The sequence below is a fragment of the Pseudomonas sp. P20 genome (genome assembly GCF_016463925.1).
Classification (GTDB): domain Bacteria; phylum Pseudomonadota; class Gammaproteobacteria; order Pseudomonadales; family Pseudomonadaceae; genus Pseudomonas; species Pseudomonas aeruginosa.
This window is the reverse complement of the sequence record NZ_JAEMVM010000008.1, coordinates 153,634-171,766: the sequence shown is the minus strand read 5'-3', so window position 1 is coordinate 171,766 and position 18,133 is coordinate 153,634. Positions and strand designations below refer to the sequence as shown.

The window sequence follows — 18,133 nt, the reverse complement described above, 5'->3', positions numbered from 1 at the left end:
TGGCAGTCGTCTGACCGCTGCCGCCAAAACCGCAATGACATTTCTGGCCTGAAGATCGGAAACCCACGGTGTCCGTTGTCTTTCCGTAATCGACCCGATTCGCGCCCATCTCAGAAGACCTCATGGACGAACCAGGCATCGAAGCGCGCCAGGCCGAGGCGTCACCCTGGCGGGCCGCCGCGAGGCCGTCGAAGAACACGTCGGCGGAACCGACGACGATTGGATTGCTGCCGTGCCCGGGGAGCGGACAAGCGGTTGGATCGGAAACGCGGGCTGCGGGTTTGCCGGACATCGAAACCTCCTTAGCTGACCTTCACCTGGCCGCTGCCATCCAGGCATGCGGAAAAACTCACCTGGCGCTTGAAACCTTCCACCTCCAGCAACCCTTCGATGCTGAAGGCCAGGCGGAGCTGGTCGTTGTCGCGCGGCAGGGAAACGACACGCACGTCGCTCAAGCGCGGTTCGTAAGCCTCGATGAAACCTTCGATGGCCGAGCGGGCCTGGCTCAGGGAGTCGTGCAGGCTCAGGCGCATGTCGTTGAGATCGGGCAACCCGTAGTCGGACAGCGTCTGCACGCTGCCCGCCCGGGTGCTGAGCATCTTGCCCAGATGGGCAGCCACCGACGCCATGGCGGAAACCTCGCGGCTCCAGCCGACGCGCTTATCCGCGTCGCCGTTCAGGCGCTCGAACAGGCTGCCGTATCCGGTCATGGAAAGCTCCGCTTACTCTTTGTCCAGCTTACCGACCAGCGACAGGGTGAAGTCCGCCCCCATGTACTTGAAGTGCGGGCGCACGTTCAGGCTGACGCGGTACCAGCCCGGCTCGCCCTCGACGTCACTGACGATGATCTGTGCAGCGCGCAGCGGGCGACGGCCGCGCACTTCGGCGCTGGGGTTTTCCTGGTCGGCGACGTACTGGCGGATCCACTTGTTCAGCTCCAGCTCGAGGTCGGTACGCTCCTTCCACGACCCCAGCTGTTCGCGTTGCAGGACCTTCAGGTAATGGGCCAGGCGGTTGACGATCATCATGTACGGCAACTGGGTGCCGAGCTTGTAGTTCAGCTCCGCGGCCTTGCCTTCGGCGCTGATGCCGAAGAACTTCGGCTTCTGCACCGAGCTGGCGGAGAAGAACGCGGCGTTGTCGCTGCCCTTGCGCATGGTCAGGGAAATGAAGCCTTCCTCGGCCAGTTCGTACTCGCGGCGATCGGACACCAGCACCTCGGTGGGGATCTTGGTCTCGATCTCGCCCATGCTCTCGAAGTGGTGCAACGGCAGGTCCTCTACCGCACCGCCGCTCTGCGGCCCGATGATGTTCGGGCACCAGCGATACTTGGCGAAGCTGTCGGTCAGCTTGGTGCCGAAGGCATAGGCGGTGTTGCCCCACAGGTAATGCTCGTGGCTGTTGGCCACGGTCTCCTTGTAGGCGAACGACTTGACCGGATTCTCTTCCGGATCGTAGGGCGTGCGCAGCAGGAAGCGCGGTACGGTCAGCGCCACGTAGCGGGAATCCTCGGACTGGCGGAAGCTCTGCCACTTGGCGAACTGCGGGCCTTCGAAATGATCCTTCAGGTCCTTCAGGTCCGGCAGGCCGGTGAAGCTTTCCAGGCCGAAGAACTTCGGACCGGCGGCCGCCACGAATGGCGCATGGGCCATGCAGGCCACGCTGGAGACGTATTGCATCAGCTTGACGTCGGGCGAACTGGGCGACATGTAGTAGTTGGCGATGATGGCGCCGACCGGCTGGCCACCGAACTGGCCGTATTCGGCGGTGTAGATGTGCTTGTACAGGCCGGACTGCATCACCTCGGGCGAGTCCTCGAAATCGTCCAGCAGGTCCTGCTTGGAAACGCTGAGAATCTCGATCTTGATGTTCTCGCGGAAGTTGGTGCGGTCGACCAGCAGTTGCAGGCCGCGCCAGGCCGACTCCAGCGCCTGGAAATCGGGATGATGGAGAATCTCGTCCATCTGCGTGCTGAGCTTGGCGTCGATCTCGGCGATCATCCGGTCGACCATCGCCTTCTTCACCGGCTCGCCGTCGTTCTGCGGCTTGAGCAATTCCTCGATGAAGGCGGAGACGCCGCGCTTGGCGATGTCGTAGGCCTCGTCGTCCGGGCTCAGGCGGGTCTCGGCGATGATGCTGTCGAGAATGTTGTATTCGCCGTTCTGGTTCCGGCCTTGCTGTGCGGCACTGGTGCTCATGTATCTGCTTCCTTGGCTAGGGGGTGGCTCAGGCGTCCTGGGAGGGGGCGGCGCTCAGCCCCAGCTCGCCCAGCACACGGCTACGGGACTCGTCGTCGGCGAGTACGCTTTCGATGGCCTTGCGGAACGCCGGGGCGTTGCCCAGCGGGCCCTTGAGGGCCACCAACGCATCGCGCAACTCCATCAGCTTCTTCAGCTCGGGCACCTGCTCGACGATGCTGGCCGGGTTGAAGTCCTTCATCGAGTTGATCTGCAGCCCCACCGCCAGCTCGTCGCTGCCGCCCTCCTCCTGGAGACGATTGGGTACGCTCAGCGTCAGCCCCAGCTCCTGCTTGGCCAGGACCTCGTCGAAGGTCATCTTGTCGATGCCGATCGGCTTGCGGTCCTCCACCTTGCGCTCATCCGTGCGCTGGGTGTAATCGCCGATCGCCAGTAGCTTCAACGGCAGTTCGATTTCCTCCTGGGCACCGCCGGTGGCGGGCTTGAAGGTGACGTTGATGCGTTCCTTTGGGGCTACCGAGCCTTCTTTGGCCATGGCTTTTTCTCCTTGAGAATTGAGGGCGCGAAGCCCTATTCGAGCACCACCTCGAGATCGAGGTGGCACAGCCTGCGATAAATGTCTTCCTTGCGTTCTCGCACGGCGTGGTTCTGCGGCAACAGCTCGCAGCAGCTATGCAGCAGGTGCAGTACATCCAGCGCCAGATCGGGCTCCCAGGCGTGCAATCCCAATTCGTGCAACTGATGGTCGAGGCTCTCCAGCTGGGTCTTGGCCAGCTCGTACTTCTTCGCCAGGAAGCACAGTCGCGCGAGGCTCAGTTGCCAGAAGAACCGGGCGCGCCCGCCGTGGGCGCGCTTCATGCCCTGCTTCAACACCTGTACCGCCGCCTTCAGGCCGTCCTTGCGCAACACCGGCTGGACCTCGTCCAGGGCGACGTCCCATTCGGCCTGCAGGGCCACGGTCTCGACCTTGCGCGGCGCACTGTCGTTCTGGAGATGGGGCATGACATGGGCGCTGATCCAGCCGCGGGTGGCCGCATCGGCGAATGCGCTGCCATCGTGGAAACGCAGCTCCACCAGCCCCGGCAGACGCTGCAGGAGCAAGGCGAAATGCATTTCGACTTCCCGCATCGCCTGCTCGGCGTTGAGCCCTTGCAGGCACTCCCAGACCAGGCGCTGGCCGTCGAACCAGAACGGCGCCCGTGCCAGGCTCGCCTCCAGCTCCACCAGGAGATCGGCGTACAGGCCCTGGGCGAAACGCTCCTGGTAGCTTTTCAGCTTGTCCGCCGGCACTCCCCTTAGCGCGGTGACCTGTTCGGCATTGCGCTCGGGCATGGACTCGATGGGCAGCCAGAGCATCGTTCGGTTGAGGCGCAGCGCGCGCAGATCGGTGGCCTTCTGCTTCAGCCACCAGGCGCACAGGGGGCGTGCGGCCTCCTGCTGGGCGCGCATGGCCTTGTGGGCGTCGCGCTCGTTGTCGATGGGCGCACCCGGCGCCAGCAACTGGCTGGCCGCCTGCTTGACCTGGGCCACCACGGCGCCGACCACGCCAGGTTCGGGCTGGTTGTCGGCGGCGCGCTGGAGCATGCCCGAAAGGCGTCGGCTGATCGGCAGCAACAAGGGCGCGTCGTCGCCCAGTTGCGCGGTCAGCGCGGTATCGAGTTTTTCCAGGTGCTCGGCGAGACGCCGGAACAGGGGGAGTTGCTCCTTGATCGGTACGTTCTCGTTCAGCGCCTGCTCCAGCCGGGGCACCAGCCAGGCAATGGCCGCGGCGCGAGTGCGCGCCTTGAGCGGATGGATCTCGACCCAGTGCCGGCTGCACAGACGTTCCAGCAATCCCAGTCCGGCCAGCAAACCGGGAAAGGATTCCCGTTGGTAGAGGGCCCAGGTCAACCAGGCTGCAACACGCAGGTCCTTGGATTGGGCACGAAGCAGCGCTTCGCTGTTTTCCAGGATTTTCAACCAGTCGGTCTGGCCGTTCTCATGGAGCGAGAGCGCCTTGCCCAGCTCATTTTCCAGCGCCTCGTATTCGCTGGAAAAACGCACATCCTCACCCGCAAAGACATCCTTTGAAATCGGCTGTTCCGCGAGTTCCAGATAATGCGAGGAGAGCTTGCTCGAATAGGTCATCCTAACCCTTCAATGCACACCATGTGCGCCAATGAATATCTTAACAATTCAACTAGTTGGCATAAAAACCGAACGAAAATCCCAATAGTCTGAAGAGCTCTTTGCCTTTTCCATGAAAACAACATAAAAACTGGCAAGCAACAGGACATTCCCTCTTTGGGAATTTTCCTATTCATTGATACGAATCAATGAAAGATTTTCAGCCAAACGTCAGGCGTCTGCGTCCATGCCCTTTACGGCTTGGCTATAGCCATCATAACGACATTGATGGCCATTTGGAAAACCCTACCAAAACAGGTAGTTAACAATTTATAAAAAATAAGGCAGGCAGTATGGATTTCTCCGGAGAGCCTCGAAACATAGGCCTTCCAAGCGGACCAACAGCTGATTTAGAGCGTAATAGCGATTGTGCAAGAAGTTGCACAATGAAAACCAAGAAACATCCCCAATAACAGTCCACAGCCCTTGAAAATACTGGCCTGAACACTACTGCGCAAAAAGTTGCACAACACTGCGCAACTTCTTGCTCAATTCACTTGTTATATTTCTTTTCAGAATGAGACATGGATAACAATCAGCCATTGAATGAGATTGATTAAAAGAGCCATGAAAGACTGGCACGGGAATTGTTATTAATCGAGATGGGCGGTCCCATGGCCACCGGCGAGGAAGTTGCGCCGTGACCGACTGCAGGCGGGACGCACCGCTGCGTTTACCCTGGACACGCCCGTACCGCACCGGCTGGACGGAAATCGATAGCGACCCGAGCAGTCAGGAAAGCAGGATTCGATGACCGCCGCAGCGCCTATCGCCAAGCCCTCGATGACCAACTTATGCGGTAGGCCGCGTACGGCGACGACAGAGAATTGCGCACCGCTTACCCGCTCGACAGTGCTGTGCGCCTACTGGCGAGAAAGCTGCCCGACAGTAGTCGGGTCGGCTAGCGCGGCCAGTCGGTCGTTGCCCTCCTGGGCATCGACCTCAACGGCCAGCAACTGACCCGCCACCAGCGCAGCGCCGGGTACCAACAGCAGCGCCAGGAAAGCGAGCTACGAATAATCAGGAAAAACGCGCATCCAGCCCGATGCATAAAAATTTCGCTCTACCCGAAACTCCCGCTCATGACAGAAATCACTGCCTCGCCAACCGCTGATCGAAGCTCCCCTCAATCCAGCATCCCCACATACCCCGGCACCTCCCCCACTCGCTTGATCCACGCGCGGATCGCCGGGTAGGCCGTCAGGTCGAAGCCGCCTTCATGGGCGACATGGGTGTAGGCGTAGAGGGTGATATCGGCGATGGAGAACTGTTCGCCGACCAGGAATGGCGTGCGCGACAGCTGTTTCTCCATGACGTCGAGGGCCTTGTAGCCGCCGATCTTCTTCTCTTCGAACTCGGCGCGGCGGGCTTCCGGGAGGCCGAGGTAGAGCTTGATGAAGCGCGCCACGGCCACATAGGGCTCATGGCTGTATTGCTCGAAGAATTGCCATTGCAGCACCTGGGTGCGCAGGCGCGGTTCGCTGGGCAACAGGGCGCTGCCGTCGGCGAGGAAGTTGAGGATGGCGTTGGACTCCCACAGGCAACTGCCGTCCTCCAGCTCCAGCACCGGTATCTTGCCGTTGGGGTTCTTCGCCAGGAACTCCGGGGTCTGGGTCTCGCCCTTGAGAATGTCCACCGGTACCCACTGGTAGTCGATGCCGAGCAGCGACATGGCCAGCTTGATCTTGTAGCAGTTGCCCGAACGGTAATCACCGTAGACCTTGTACATCGTGTCGCTCCTCGGATCGGATGGCCGGCGCCCCGGAAGGAGCGCCGATGAGGGTTCAGGCCGCTTCGGCGGCCTGGGCGTCGCGGACGACCTTGGCCAGGCGCCGCAGGCCTTCGTGCAGGCGCTCCGGGGCGACGTGGCTGAAGTTCAGCCGCAGACGCCCGAGGTTCTGCTCCGGCTCGGCGAAGAAAGGTTCGCCGGGCATGAATGCGACATCGGCGGCCAGCGCCGGCTGGAGCAGGGTGCGGGTATCCAGCGGCTGCCTGAGGGTCAGCCAGAAGAACAGCCCGCCCTCCGGGATATTCCATTCGGCCAGCTCACCGAAGTGCTCCAGCAGCGCCTCCTGCATGGCGTCGCGGCGGCCCCGGTAGAACTCGCGCAGTTCGGCCAGGTGCTGGCGGTAGGCCTCGCTGCCGAACCATTGCAGCGCCTGCCACTGCCCTACCCGGTTGGTATGCAGGTCGGCCGACTGTTTCAGCCGCAGCAGGTGGGGGAACAGGTCCGGGGTGGCGATCAGGAAACCGACGCGCAGGCCCGGCAGCAGGGTCTTCGACACCGTGCCGGTATAGATCCAGCTGGACTTGCGCAGGCGGCTGACCAGCGGGGTTGCGCGGCCCTCGTCGAACACCAGTTCGCGATAGGGTTCGTCTTCGATCAGGGTCACGCCGAATTCGTCTAGCAGCGCCGCCACCGCGTCGCGGCGTTCCTCGCTGTAGCGCACGCCGGACGGATTCTGGAAAGTCGGGATCAGGTAGGCGAAGGCCGGCTTGTGTCGCTCCAGGCGCTGCCGCAGGGCAACCAGGTCGGGGCCCTCGGCACCCAGCGGCACGGTCACGCAATCGGCGCCGAACAATTGGAAGGCCTGTAGCGCGGCGAGGTAGGTCGGCGCCTCGAGCAGCACCTCGGTGCCCGGATCGATGAACAGCTTGCTGGCCAGGTCGAGGGTCTGCTGCGAACCGCTGACGATCAGCACCTGGCTCGCCTCGCAGGGGACGCCGAGGGCACGCGCTTCGGCGGCGATGGCTTCGCGCAGGGCAGGCTCGCCTTCGCTCATGCCGTACTGGCCCATGGAGGCCGGCATCTGCTCCCACTGCACCTTCGGCAGCATCGGCTCGGCCGGCAGCCCGCCGGCGAACGACATCACCTCCGGACGCTGCGCCGCGGCAAGGATTTCGCGGATCAAGGAGCTTTTCAGGCGGGAGATGCGTTCAGAGAAGGCCATGGGATCACCGGTAGCGTAGGCGGGGAAAAATGAGTCAAACTGCTTGACCGAAACTACGATGCCGCACCCGGAAGCGTCAATATGCCTGACCTGAAAAACCACGCCGTCCAGCAGCAGGCCATGATGGAAGCCTTCTTCTTCGCGTACCAGGCCTTCACCACCAAGCCTGACGAGATGCTCGCCCGCCGCGGCCTGGGTCGCGTGCACCACCGCGTGCTGTTCTTCATCGCCCGCTATCCGGGCCTCAGCGTGAAGGAACTGCTGGCCCTGCTCGGCGTGACCAAGCAGGCGCTGAACATCCCGCTGCGCCAGTTGCTGGAGATGAACTTGATCGGCAGCGCCACCGCCGACGACGACAAGCGCAAACGCCTCCTCGGCCTCACCGCCGAGGGCGTGCGGTTGGAAAAGGCGCTGCGTCGCGAGCAGTCGCGGCTGCTCCAACGCTGCTTCGAGGAAGCCGGCGGCGAAGCGGTCTCCGGCTGGCTGGCGGTCAATCGCACCCTGGCTCGGGCGCATGCAGGCAGCCGCGGCGAAGCGGCGACGGAGGCCGCCGACTGACGCCCCATGGGCCTGGCGCATGGACGCTCGACAAGCCGACCGGCTGCCCGCTAGCTCCGCTCCAACTCCCGCGCCGCGCGCCAGCAGGCCAGCGCCATGGCCACGGTGGCTGCCAGCAGCGGCAGTACCGCCAGCACCAGCAACAGCACCGAAGCCAGCATCGCGCCGCCGGCGATGTCCAGCCAGGCCATGATCCGCAGCGACGGATAGAGGTTTTCCTGCTTGAGCAGACGCAGGCCCAGCCAGAGGGTGGTAGCGCCGATCAGCGCAAGCAGCGCGAAGTACACCAGCGCCTGCCAGTTCCAGCCCTGCAGCGCATCGTCGGTAACCGCCAGCAGGCTCCAGCCCTCGCCCAGCAGGGTCAGGAGAATCGACAACCATACCGGCCAGGCCAGCGAGGGGCCGCGAAAGCGCGACTCGACCAGGTGCTTGAGCCGCAGCAGCAGGTAGGCGCCGAGCAGGCTGAGGAGCAGGCCCAGCCAGTCGGCGTAGACCCTGAACGCGGCGCCGTCGCCGAATGCCTCCAGCAGGCTGAGCACCATCAGCACCACGCCGCCGGCTATCGAGGCCAGGCAGAGCCAGGCGAGGATGCGCAGTTGCGCGGGCGTCCAGCGCCGGCGGAAAGCATCCGGTATGCCCTGCTCGACCAATTCGACACGCGGCGTGGCGTAGGGGTTTGCATCCATGGCGAAGCTCCTCGGCAAATGCCGGGAAGTTACCAGCTCCGCCAGCTTCCGGCAGCTGCGACTGTATGGCCAACTATGTCCGCGGCTGTACCGGGACAGCCCCTGGCCGGCTGTTTAGGCTGCGCAAAACAGAAAAAGATGATCGGCACTCCGCGCCTCGCGCAACCTGCCCCGTGGCTCCGCCCACCGCCGTGCCCGGTCGTCCCGCACACTCCATGGAAGTACCCGGCATGACCGAAACCACCCAGCCCCAGCCTCGTCTGCGTCCGTTCGCCGACTCCTCTCCCGCCGCCGTGGTGGCCGGCTTCGTCGCCATGCTCACCGGCTACACCAGCTCGCTGGTACTGATGTTCCAGGCCGGGCAGAACGCCGGTCTCAGCAGCGCGCAGATTTCCTCGTGGATCTGGGCCCTGTCGATCGGCATGGGCCTGGCGACCATCGGCCTGACCCTGCGCTACCGGGTGCCGATCGTGATCGCCTGGTCCACCCCCGGCGCGGCGCTGCTGATCAGCAGCCTGCCCGGAGTGCCGTACAGCGAGGCGATCGGCGCCTTCATCGTCTGCGCCCTCCTGATCACCCTGTGCGGCGTCACCGGCAGCTTCGAACGCCTGATGCGCCAGGTTCCCTCCTCGCTGGCCTCGGCGCTGCTGGCCGGGGTGCTGTTCCGCATCGGCATCGAGATCTGCAACGCCGCCGAGCAACAGACCCTGCTGGTGCTGGCGATGTTCTTCAGCTATCTGCTGTGCAAACGCTTCTCGCCGCGCTATGCGGTGTTCGCTGCGCTACTGGTGGGGGTGCTGCTGGCCGGGATACTGGGCCAACTGGACTTCAGCAGGTTCCGCCTGGAACTGGCGGTACCGGAGTGGACCACGCCGAGCTTCTCCCTGGCCGCCACCATCAGCATCGGCATCCCGCTGTTCATCGTCGCCATGGCTTCGCAGAACATGCCCGGCATCGCCGTGCTGCGCGCCGACGGCTACCAGGTGCCAGCCTCGCCGCTGATCTCGAGTACCGGCATCGCCTCGATCCTGCTGGCACCGTTCGGCTCCCACGGGATCAACCTGGCGGCGATCAGCGCGGCGATCTGCACCGGACCCTCGGCCCACGAGGACCCGCACAAGCGCTATACCGCGGCGCTCTGGTGCGGCTTCTTCAACTGCGTCGCAGGAACCTTCGGCGCCACCCTGGCAGCGTTGTTCGCGGCGTTCCCCAAGGCACTGGTACTGTCCATCGCCGCCATCGCACTGCTCGGCTCGATCATGAACGGCCTGGCCAACTCGATGGCCGACGAGCGCCAGCGCGAGGCCGCGCTGGTGACCTTCATGGTCACCGCCTCCGGCTTCACCCTGCTGTCCATCGGCTCGGCGTTCTGGGGCCTGGTGGCCGGCCTGCTGACTCAGTTCGTGCTCAACTGGCGGCGCGGCTGACCGACCTCAGTCCGGCGCCGTCACGGGCGCCGGCGCGGCCTGGTGGCCACGGCTGACCCACCAGCCGAAGGCCGCCGCGGTGAAGAACATCAGCACTCCGTAGATCGCCGGCGGAATCGCCATGGTGCTGTTGTTCAGCAGGCTCGGACTCAGCGCCAGGGCGATCGCCAGGGTACCGTTGTGGATGCCGATCTCCATGCCGATGGCCACCGCCTGGGCCTTCGGCAGGCGCAGCAGGCGCGGCACCCAGTAGCCCACCGCCAGGCTCAGCAGGTTGAAGGCCAGCGCGGCCAGCCCGACCACCGGCGCGTAGGTGACGAAGGTCTGCCAGTCCTTGGCCAGCGCCAGCAGGATGATCACCAGCAACAGCAGCGCGGAAAGGATCTTCACCGGCTTCTGCAGGCGATCCGCCACGGCCGGCAGGCGGTTGCGCACCAGCATGCCGATGGCCACCGGGCCGAGGACGATGACGAAGACCTGCACGACCTTGCCGAACTGCAAGGGAATCGCCTGCCCGTCGCCCATGAAGTATTGCAGCGACAGATTGACGATCAGCGGCATGGTGAGGATGGCGATCACCGAGTTCACCGCGGTCAGGGTGATGTTCAGTGCCACGTCGCCATGCGCCAGGTGGCTGTAGAGGTTGGCGGTGGTGCCGCCGGGCGAGGCCGCCAGCAACATCATGCCGACCGCCAGGGCCGCCTCCAGGGCGAAGCCCTGGACGATCAGGAAACAGGCCAGGGGCAGCAGGACGATCTGGCACACCAGGCCGACCAGCACCGGCTTCGGGTAGCGCACCACGCGGAGGAAGTCGGCCGGGGTCAGGGACAGTCCGAGACCGAGCATGATGATGCCCAGGGCGATGGGGAGGAACAGGGTCAGGATGGGATCGGCGGTCATTATTGTTATTGCTCCGATGCGATGGAGACGGGCTCAGGCCCCGAATTCTCGACCCAGGTTAGTCCCCCGGCAGTGGCCTGGCGCGCCAAACCGCGCGCCGACCTGTAACAGAATGCGAATGCCCCGCGCCGGGGCATCCCGGTTGTATCGCCGCCCGCTCAGATCGCCGTCGCCCCGCCGTCCACCGGCAAGGCGATACCGGTGGTGAAGCCTGCGTTGTCGCTGCACAGATAGAGCACCGCGGCGGCGATTTCTTCGACCCGCCCGACCCGACCCAGCGGATGCATCGCGGCGGCGAACTCGGCCTTGCGCGGATCGGCCTCGTAGGCGCGGCGGAACATGTCGGTGTCGATCACCGCCGGACACACGGCGTTGACGCGGATGCCCTTCTTCGCGTACTCGATCGCCGCCGATTTGGTCAGGCCGATCACCGCGTGCTTGGAAGCAGCGTAGATGCTCATCTTCGGCGCCGCGCCGAGCCCGGCGACCGAGGCGGTGTTGACGATCGCGCCACCGCCCTGGGCCAGCATCAGCGGGATCTGGTGCTTCATGCACAACCAGACGCCCTTCACGTTGACAGCCATGATGGCGTCGAACTCGGCTTCGTTGCCGTCGGCCAGCTTGCCCTGCTCGATCTCGATACCGGCGTTGTTGAAGGCGTAGTCGAGACGGCCGTAGGCCGCCGCGCAACCCTCTACCAGCGCCTTGACCTCGGCGTCGCGGGTGACGTCGCAGCGAATGAAGAGGGCTTCGCCACCTGCCTGGCGGATCGCTTCGACCGTGCCCTCGCCGCCGGCGCTGTCCAGATCGGCGACCACCACCTTGACCCCGGCGGCGGCGAAGGCCAGCGCGGTAGCGCGGCCGATGCCCGCCGCACCGCCAGTGACCAGTGCGACCTGGCCGGAAAGAAGTTTGCTCATCTGCTGCTCCTCGGAAAATCGCCTTCCGCCAACCGCGACGGAACCGGGCCGCGCCAGTCTAGCCAGGGCCGGCGCAAGGCATAGCACTATCAGGGGACTGGAGGATGGGCCATCCAGCCCGCTGATAAGACTGATGGCGGCGAATCATCGACATAGATGACCGGTCATTTCCGCACTCGCCTTCGCTTGCCGCCGGCGCCGGCGCCGGCTATCCCTAGGGGCCTGTTTCCCGACATTCGAGTGCCCTGCCATGACCTCCCAGATCAATCGGCAATACCAGTTGGCCCAGCGTCCCAGCGGGCTGCCCGGCCGCGACACCTTCAGTTTCGTCGAGACCCCGCTCGGCGAACCGGCCGAGGGCCAGATCCTGGTGAAGAACGAGTACCTGTCGCTGGACCCGGCGATGCGCGGCTGGATGAACGACGCCCGCTCCTACATCCCGCCGGTGGGGATCGGCGAGGTGATGCGCGCGCTCGGCGTCGGCAAGGTGCTGGTTTCGAAGCACCCCGGCTTCCAGGCCGGCGACTACGTTAACGGCGCCCTCGGCGTGCAGGACTATTTCATCGGCGAGCCCAAGGGTTTCTACAAGGTCGACCCGTCCCGCGCGCCGCTGCCACGCTATCTCTCGGCGCTGGGCATGACCGGCATGACCGCCTACTTCGCGTTGCTCGACGTCGGCCAGCCGAAGAACGGCGAGACCGTGGTGATCTCCGGCGCCGCCGGTGCGGTGGGCAGCGTTGCCGGGCAGATCGCCAGGCTCAAGGGCTGCCGGGTGGTGGGCATCGCCGGCGGCGCCGAGAAATGTCGCTTCCTGGTCGAAGAACTGGGCTTCGACGGCGCCATCGACTACAAGAACGAAGACCTCGCCGCCGGACTCAAGCGCGAATGCCCGAAGGGTATCGATGTGTTCTTCGACAACGTCGGCGGCGAAATCCTCGACACAGTGCTCACCCGTATCGCCTTCAAGGCACGCATCGTCCTCTGCGGGGCGATCAGCCAGTACAACAACAAGGAAGCGGTGCGCGGCCCGGCCAACTACCTGTCGCTGCTGGTCAATCGGGCGCGCATGGAAGGCATGGTGGTGATGGACTATGCCCAGCGCTTCCCAGAAGGCCTGAAGGAGATGGCCACCTGGCTGGCGGAAGGCAAGCTGCAATCGCGCGAGGACATCGTCGAAGGCCTGGAGACCTTCCCCGAAACGCTGCTCAAGCTGTTCAGCGGGGAAAACTTCGGCAAGTTGGTGTTGAAGGTCTGAGGTCCGCCGCCGGCGCGAAGAAGCGGCGGATAGCGCCTCGCCTCGAAGAGCGTGTGCACTGAAGAAATAATGATTCCCGGCAATCCTGCCGCCTGTCCTTCGGGCTAAGCTGCGGCATCCGCGCCTGCAAGGAATCAGCCGCATGCCACTCGCCCGCTGGGTACCCGGACTCGATAGCCTGCTCCACTACCGCCGCGCCTGGTTCCGTCCGGATGTCCAGGCCGGGCTGTCGGTAGCGGCGATCCAGATCCCCACCGCCATCGCCTACGCCCAGATCGCCGGCTTCCCGCCCCAGGTAGGCCTCTATGCGTGCATCCTGCCGATGCTGATCTACGCCCTGATCGGCAGCTCGCGGCAGTTGATGGTAGGCCCCGACGCGGCGACCGCGGCGATGGTCGCCGCCGCCATCACCCCGCTGGCGGCGGGCGATCCGCAGCGCCTGGTGGACCTGTCGATGATCGTCGCGATCATGGTCGGGCTGTTCTCCATCGTCGCCGGCCTGGCCCGCGCCGGGTTCATCGCCAGCTTCCTCTCGCGACCGATCCTGGTCGGCTACCTCAACGGCATCGGCCTGAGCCTGCTGGTCGGGCAACTGGGCAAGCTGTTCGGCTACGAGGCGGCGACCAGCGGCTTCGTCGCCGGCATCCTCGCGCTGCTGGAGAACCTGCTGCACATCCATTGGCCGACGCTGATCCTCGGCAGCCTCTCGCTCTTGCTGATGGTGCTGCTGCCGCGGCGCTTCCCGCAGTTGCCCGGGGCGCTCTGCGGCGTCCTCCTGGCCAGCCTCGCCGCGGCACTGCTGGGCCTGGATCGCTACGGCGTGGAACTGCTTGGCGAGGTACCGGCCGGGCTGCCGCAACTGAGCTGGCCGCAGACCAGCCTGGAGGAACTGAAAAGCCTGCTGCGCGACGCCACCGGCATTACCGTGGTCAGCTTCTGCAGCGCCATGCTCACCGCGCGCAGCTTCGCCGCCCGCCACGGCTACAGCATCAACGCCAACCACGAATTCGTCGCCCTCGGCCTGGCCAACATCGGCGCCGGGGTCTCCCAGGGCTTCGCCATCAGCGGCGCCGACTCACGCACCGCGGTGAACGACATGGTCGGCGGCAAGACCCAACTGGTCGGCGTGGTCGCCGCGCTGGTGATCGCCGCCACCCTGTTGCTGCTGAACAAGCCCCTGGGCTGGGTGCCGATGCCGGCGCTCGGCGCGGTCCTGTTGCTGGCCGGCTGGGGCCTGATCGACGTGCAGGCGCTGAAAGGCTTCTGGAAGCTCAGCCGCTTCGAGTTCAGCCTCTGCCTGCTGACCACCGTCGGCGTGCTCAGCGTCGGCGTGCTGCCGGGAATCTTCGTCGCCGTCAGCATCGCCGTACTGCGCCTGCTCTACTACACCTATCGCCCGAGCGACGCGGTGCTCGGCTGGATGCACGGCATCGACGGCCAGGTCGAGCTGGCCAAGTACCCGCAGGCCACCACTCTTCCCGGCCTGGTGATCTACCGCTTCGACGCCCCCCTGCTGTTCTTCAACGCCGACTACTTCAAGCAGCGGGTGCTTGCCGTGGTGGACGGCAGCGAGCGGCCGAATGCGGTGCTGCTCAACGCCGAAGCCATGACCAACCTCGACATCAGCGGCCTGGCCACCCTCCACGAGGTGCAACAGATCCTCAAGGCCCAGGGCGTGCACCTGTCGCTGGCGCGGGTGACCGGGCAGACGCTGGACCTGCTGCAACGCTCGAGCATGCTCGGCGAGATCAAGCCGCCGCTGGTGTTCAGCTCGGTGCGCTCGGGGGTCAGTGCTTATCGCTACTGGCTGCGCCAGCAGGAAAGACTCGCCGCCCAGGCCGCGGCTACAAGCGGAAATGCCTGACCATGCCCTGTAGTTCGCGCCCCAGCTCCGCCAGTTGTTCGCTGGACGAAGCCGTCGACTGCATGGCCTGGGCCGACTGATCGGCCACCTCGCGGATCGCCGTGACGCTGCGGTTGATCTCCTCGGCGACCGCGCTCTGCTGCTCGGAGGCCGCGGCGATCTGCTGGTTCATCTGCTGGATCAGCGCCACCGCCGTAGCGATGTTGCCCAGCGCCGCCTCGGTCTGCAACGCGTCGTCGACGCTCTGGTCCACCAACTGGTGGCTGCGCTGCATACGCTGCACCGCCTGCTGCGTGCCATTCTGCAAGGCACCGATCAGGGTCTCGATCTCGGCCGTGGACTGTTGGGTGCGCCGCGCCAGCGCCCGCACCTCGTCGGCGACCACGGCGAAGCCTCGACCCTGGTCGCCGGCCCGCGCCGCCTCGATGGCGGCGTTCAGCGCCAGCAGGTTGGTCTGCTCGGCCACGCTCTTGATCACGTCCAGCACGCTGCCGATGCGCTGGCTGTCGGCGCTCAGCGCCTCGACGCTGGCGGTGGCCGCGCGCACCGCCTCGGCCAGTCGCTCGATCCGATCCAGGGTCTGGCGTACCACCTCCTGGCCGACGCTGACCTTGCCGTCGGCGCTTTCCGCCGACCCCGCGGCTTCCTCGGCGTTGTGCGCCACTTCGTGGACGGTGGCGGCCATCTGGTTCATCGCCGTGGCCACCTGTTCGGTTTCCGCCCGCTGGCTGTCGATTCCCAGGCGGGTGCGCGTGGTAACGCCGGACAGCGCCTCGGAAGCGCCGGCAATCCGCCCGACGCCGTCCTGCAACTGGCTGACGATACCGCGCAGGCTGCCGGTCATGGCGCGCATCGCGGCCATCAGTTGGCCAACCTCGTCGCGCCGCTCGCTGTCGACCCGTACCGCAAGGTCGCCTTCGGCGATCCGCTGCGCCACACCCATCGCCTGGCGCAGCGGACGGACGATCAGCAGGCTGATGCCGAAGGCCGCGCCCAGGCCCACCAGCAGCGCCAGCACGGCGGCGCCGACGATCAGCAGGGAGTTTGTCCGCAGGCTGTGGAGCATGGCCTGCTGCTGCGCCTCCCAGCTACGGTCGACACGCGCCATCACCTGCCCGGCGCGCTCGCCCATGGCGGCGTACATCTGCCGCTCCTGGAGCTGACTGGCGCGGTACTCGGCGAGCTTGTCGGCGAAACCGCGGATATTGGTCAGCACGTCCTTGACCACCGACACGTAGGCATCGTCGGTGATCGCCTGCTCCAGCCGGGCTGCCAGCTCCAGCGCCTCGCGCAGCGATTTCGGCGGCCCCTCCTGCGCATCCGCGGCGCGCGCTTCGAGACGCGAGCGGGCCTCGTCCAGCCCCTGAAGGACCAGGCGATTGACCTGGGCGACCTGGGCCGCCTGCTGCAACAGCGGCTCGCCGTCGTGCCCCTGGCTCTCCTTCAGCGCATAGGCGCCATCCTCGGCCAGGCTGGACTGGAGGATATCGAGGCTGTTGGCGGCGCCGTTCAGCGACCAACTGGCGCTTTCCCAAGCCAATTGGCGTCCCTGGATGGACTGCTCGAAGCGGCCGAACGCTTCTAGGTATGCCGCCAGCACCTGCTCCACCTCGGCCATGCCAAGCGCCTGATCGGCGTCGCCGTCGGCCTTGAGCCGGCCCACCCGTTCAAGGGTCGCGGCCAGGCGCTGGCGCAAGCGCTCGGCGTCGCTCTTTTCCCCGTGCAGGGCAAAGTCCTTCTCGGCCTGGCGAACCTCCAGCACGTCGCGATTGATCGCGCTCATCTCCTGCAGGCGCGCGAAGCGCTGCCCCAGCGCATGCAGCGAGAGCACCGCGAGCGCGGCCACCAGCGCGGTCAATAGCAGGACCAGGGTAAAACCGATGGCCAGTTTCTTCGCCGTGCCGAGATCGGCCAGACGCCTGCGCAGCAACCCCAGCATGACTCCCCTCCCCCGTGACGCGCCGTCTGCGTGCGCATTTCCCGCTGTGTCGCGCGTTTTTCGCCGAACCTGAGCGGCCGGGCAAGGTAGTGGCACGATAATGGCCAGGAGAGATATGCGCAGGTCGTTTCCAGGATATCCGGGCTGACGTCGGTCGAGCGCGGAGCCATACTGGGCGCCCCATGGAAAAAGGAGCTTGCCATGCGTCCCGTATTGCCGCTGTTGCTGTCGCTGAGTCTGTGCGCCCCCACCCTGGCCGACTGGAGCGGCCCGATCGAGCAGCCGCTCTGGTCGTTGCCGGCGGCGCCGGGCCTGTCGCGCTGGCTGATCGTGCACAACCTGTCGAGCGCGGCGGCCGACGGCCTGTACCACGTCGAGGTCCTGGAGCGCCGCCAGGGCCAGCAGCCCTGGCAGTTCCAGCGCCTGGCCGCGCACCTGGCGCTGACCGAACAGGCGCTGCGCGCGAGTATCGTGGCGCCGCTGAAGCGCGGCGGGGTGTATCCGGAAAGCTACCAGTTCGCCTATCGCCAGTGGCAGGAACGCCAGGCCGCGGGCCAGGCGCCGGTGTGCCGGCGCACGGTCGACGAGTGCCTGCGGGCGCCGGACTGAGCCCGGCTACCTGGGCCGGATCATGCTGAACGTGTCGCGGGTATGGCTGTAGTGGCTGCCGCCCAGGCGACCGACCAGGTCGAGCCGGGCGCTATCCACATGGCGCTCGTCGGCCAGCACGGCATCGTCGACATGGGCCAGCAGCACGCGGGCGAAGATCAGGTGGCAATTGGGGTTCTCCGCCGGATACGGCTTGATCTCCGCCACCTCGCACTCGAAGGCCACCGCCGCCGCGGCGATCCGCGGCGGCGCCACGCGTACGCTGGACACGGTAGGGATGCCGACCGTCTCGATCTCGCTCACACCATGGGGCAGCCAGGCGGAGGTGGCGTTCATGGTTTCGGCCTGGGCGGCGCCGACCAGGTGGATCACCAACTGCCCGGTGGCCTGGACGTTGCGCAGGGTGTCCTTGAGGCTGCCGTCGTCGCGCAGGCTGACGTTGACCATCAGGGTCGGCGGCTCGTCGCTGATCACCTGGAAGAAGCTGAACGGGGCCAGGTTGCTGGCGCCCTCGGCGGACAGGGTCGAGACCCAGGCAATCGGTCGCGGGGTGACGGTGGAAGCCAACCAGCGATAGGCCTCGGCGGGAGCGATGGTGGTGAAGTCCAGTTGCATGGCGGTCTCGCGGAAATCGACGGAGGGGACGCCGATTATGCCGCA

At 65.7% G+C, this 18,133-nt stretch carries 16 protein-coding genes and 1 pseudogene; 5 read left to right on the top strand and 12 right to left on the bottom strand.

The annotated features are described in order from the left end of the window. Positions 1-130: 130 nt before the first annotated feature. From JHD77_RS11365 to JHD77_RS11335, 7 genes and pseudogenes are all read right to left on the bottom strand, one after another. A pseudogene (locus JHD77_RS11365) lies at positions 131-292 on the bottom strand (PAAR domain-containing protein); the annotation flags it as partial. 10 nt (positions 293-302) lie between these two features. Further along, the gene (gene tssE, locus JHD77_RS11360) at positions 303-710 is read right to left on the bottom strand and encodes a type VI secretion system baseplate subunit TssE (protein WP_003097809.1); all 408 of its coding nucleotides are present in this window, start codon (positions 708-710) and stop codon (positions 303-305) included. Positions 711-722: 12 nt separating this feature from the next. Then, a complete protein-coding gene (gene tssC, locus JHD77_RS11355) occupies positions 723-2,198 on the bottom strand; it encodes a type VI secretion system contractile sheath large subunit (RefSeq protein WP_003087596.1) in 1,476 nt (491 codons plus the stop codon). A 28-nt stretch (positions 2,199-2,226) separates the two neighbouring features. Continuing rightward, positions 2,227-2,733 carry a type VI secretion system contractile sheath small subunit gene (tssB, locus tag JHD77_RS11350; RefSeq protein ID WP_003097811.1) on the bottom strand — a complete coding sequence of 169 codons (507 nt, stop codon included), beginning with the start codon at positions 2,731-2,733 and terminating at the stop codon, positions 2,227-2,229. Positions 2,734-2,768: 35 nt separating this feature from the next. Then, positions 2,769-4,325, bottom strand: a complete 1,557-nt coding sequence (tssA, locus tag JHD77_RS11345) for a type VI secretion system protein TssA (protein ID WP_023131173.1) — start codon at positions 4,323-4,325, stop codon at positions 2,769-2,771. A gap of 1,165 nt (positions 4,326-5,490) precedes the next feature. Next, positions 5,491-6,093: a glutathione S-transferase family protein gene (locus JHD77_RS11340; protein WP_003097816.1), complete on the bottom strand. Its 603-nt coding sequence runs from the start codon at positions 6,091-6,093 to the stop codon at positions 5,491-5,493. A 55-nt stretch (positions 6,094-6,148) separates the two neighbouring features. Beyond that, the gene (locus tag JHD77_RS11335; protein WP_196994389.1) at positions 6,149-7,315 is read right to left on the bottom strand and encodes an aminotransferase-like domain-containing protein; all 1,167 of its coding nucleotides are present in this window, start codon (positions 7,313-7,315) and stop codon (positions 6,149-6,151) included. Between the two features lie 81 nt (positions 7,316-7,396). On the opposite strand from JHD77_RS11335, the gene JHD77_RS11330 reads away from it, so the two are divergent. Then, positions 7,397-7,873: a MarR family winged helix-turn-helix transcriptional regulator gene (locus tag JHD77_RS11330; RefSeq protein WP_003097819.1), complete on the top strand. Its 477-nt coding sequence runs from the start codon at positions 7,397-7,399 to the stop codon at positions 7,871-7,873. 50 nt (positions 7,874-7,923) lie between these two features. Here the strand turns inward: JHD77_RS11330 and JHD77_RS11325 are convergent, their stop codons facing one another. Beyond that, positions 7,924-8,559 (bottom strand): hypothetical protein, encoded by a 636-nt coding sequence (locus tag JHD77_RS11325; RefSeq protein WP_003097821.1) that lies wholly within the window; start codon positions 8,557-8,559, stop codon positions 7,924-7,926. Positions 8,560-8,789: 230 nt separating this feature from the next. Here JHD77_RS11325 and JHD77_RS11320 point away from each other — a divergent pair, with 230 nt between their 5' ends. Continuing rightward, positions 8,790-9,986 carry a benzoate/H(+) symporter BenE family transporter gene (locus JHD77_RS11320; RefSeq protein ID WP_003087572.1) on the top strand — a complete coding sequence of 399 codons (1,197 nt, stop codon included), beginning with the start codon at positions 8,790-8,792 and terminating at the stop codon, positions 9,984-9,986. 6 nt (positions 9,987-9,992) lie between these two features. Here JHD77_RS11320 and JHD77_RS11315 read toward each other — a convergent pair whose 3' ends face one another. Both JHD77_RS11315 and JHD77_RS11310 read right to left on the bottom strand, forming a co-directional pair. Then, positions 9,993-10,886, bottom strand: coding sequence for a bile acid:sodium symporter family protein (locus JHD77_RS11315; protein ID WP_003117741.1), 894 nt, complete (start codon positions 10,884-10,886; stop codon positions 9,993-9,995). A gap of 158 nt (positions 10,887-11,044) precedes the next feature. Beyond that, positions 11,045-11,806, bottom strand: coding sequence for an SDR family oxidoreductase (locus JHD77_RS11310; RefSeq protein ID WP_003087566.1), 762 nt, complete (start codon positions 11,804-11,806; stop codon positions 11,045-11,047). Between the two features lie 250 nt (positions 11,807-12,056). Between JHD77_RS11310 and JHD77_RS11305 the strand changes: the two genes are divergently transcribed. Together JHD77_RS11305 and JHD77_RS11300 are read left to right on the top strand one after the other, a co-directional pair. Then, positions 12,057-13,061 carry an NADP-dependent oxidoreductase gene (locus JHD77_RS11305; protein WP_003097826.1) on the top strand — a complete coding sequence of 335 codons (1,005 nt, stop codon included), beginning with the start codon at positions 12,057-12,059 and terminating at the stop codon, positions 13,059-13,061. A gap of 142 nt (positions 13,062-13,203) precedes the next feature. Then, a complete protein-coding gene (locus tag JHD77_RS11300; RefSeq protein ID WP_003087559.1) occupies positions 13,204-14,925 on the top strand; it encodes a SulP family inorganic anion transporter in 1,722 nt (573 codons plus the stop codon). Here the strand turns inward: JHD77_RS11300 and JHD77_RS11295 are convergent. Further along, positions 14,906-16,864 carry a methyl-accepting chemotaxis protein gene (locus tag JHD77_RS11295; RefSeq protein ID WP_023081820.1) on the bottom strand — a complete coding sequence of 653 codons (1,959 nt, stop codon included), beginning with the start codon at positions 16,862-16,864 and terminating at the stop codon, positions 14,906-14,908. The genes JHD77_RS11300 and JHD77_RS11295 overlap by 20 nt on opposite strands. Positions 16,865-17,065: 201 nt before the next feature. Here JHD77_RS11295 and JHD77_RS11290 point away from each other — a divergent pair, with 201 nt between their 5' ends. Continuing rightward, positions 17,066-17,473, top strand: coding sequence for a DUF5086 domain-containing protein (locus tag JHD77_RS11290; protein WP_003117744.1), 408 nt, complete (start codon positions 17,066-17,068; stop codon positions 17,471-17,473). Between the two features lie 6 nt (positions 17,474-17,479). On the opposite strand, the gene JHD77_RS11285 is transcribed toward JHD77_RS11290, so the two are convergent. Next, positions 17,480-18,088 carry a flavin reductase family protein gene (locus tag JHD77_RS11285; protein WP_003097831.1) on the bottom strand — a complete coding sequence of 203 codons (609 nt, stop codon included), beginning with the start codon at positions 18,086-18,088 and terminating at the stop codon, positions 17,480-17,482. Positions 18,089-18,133: the final 45 nt, after the last annotated feature.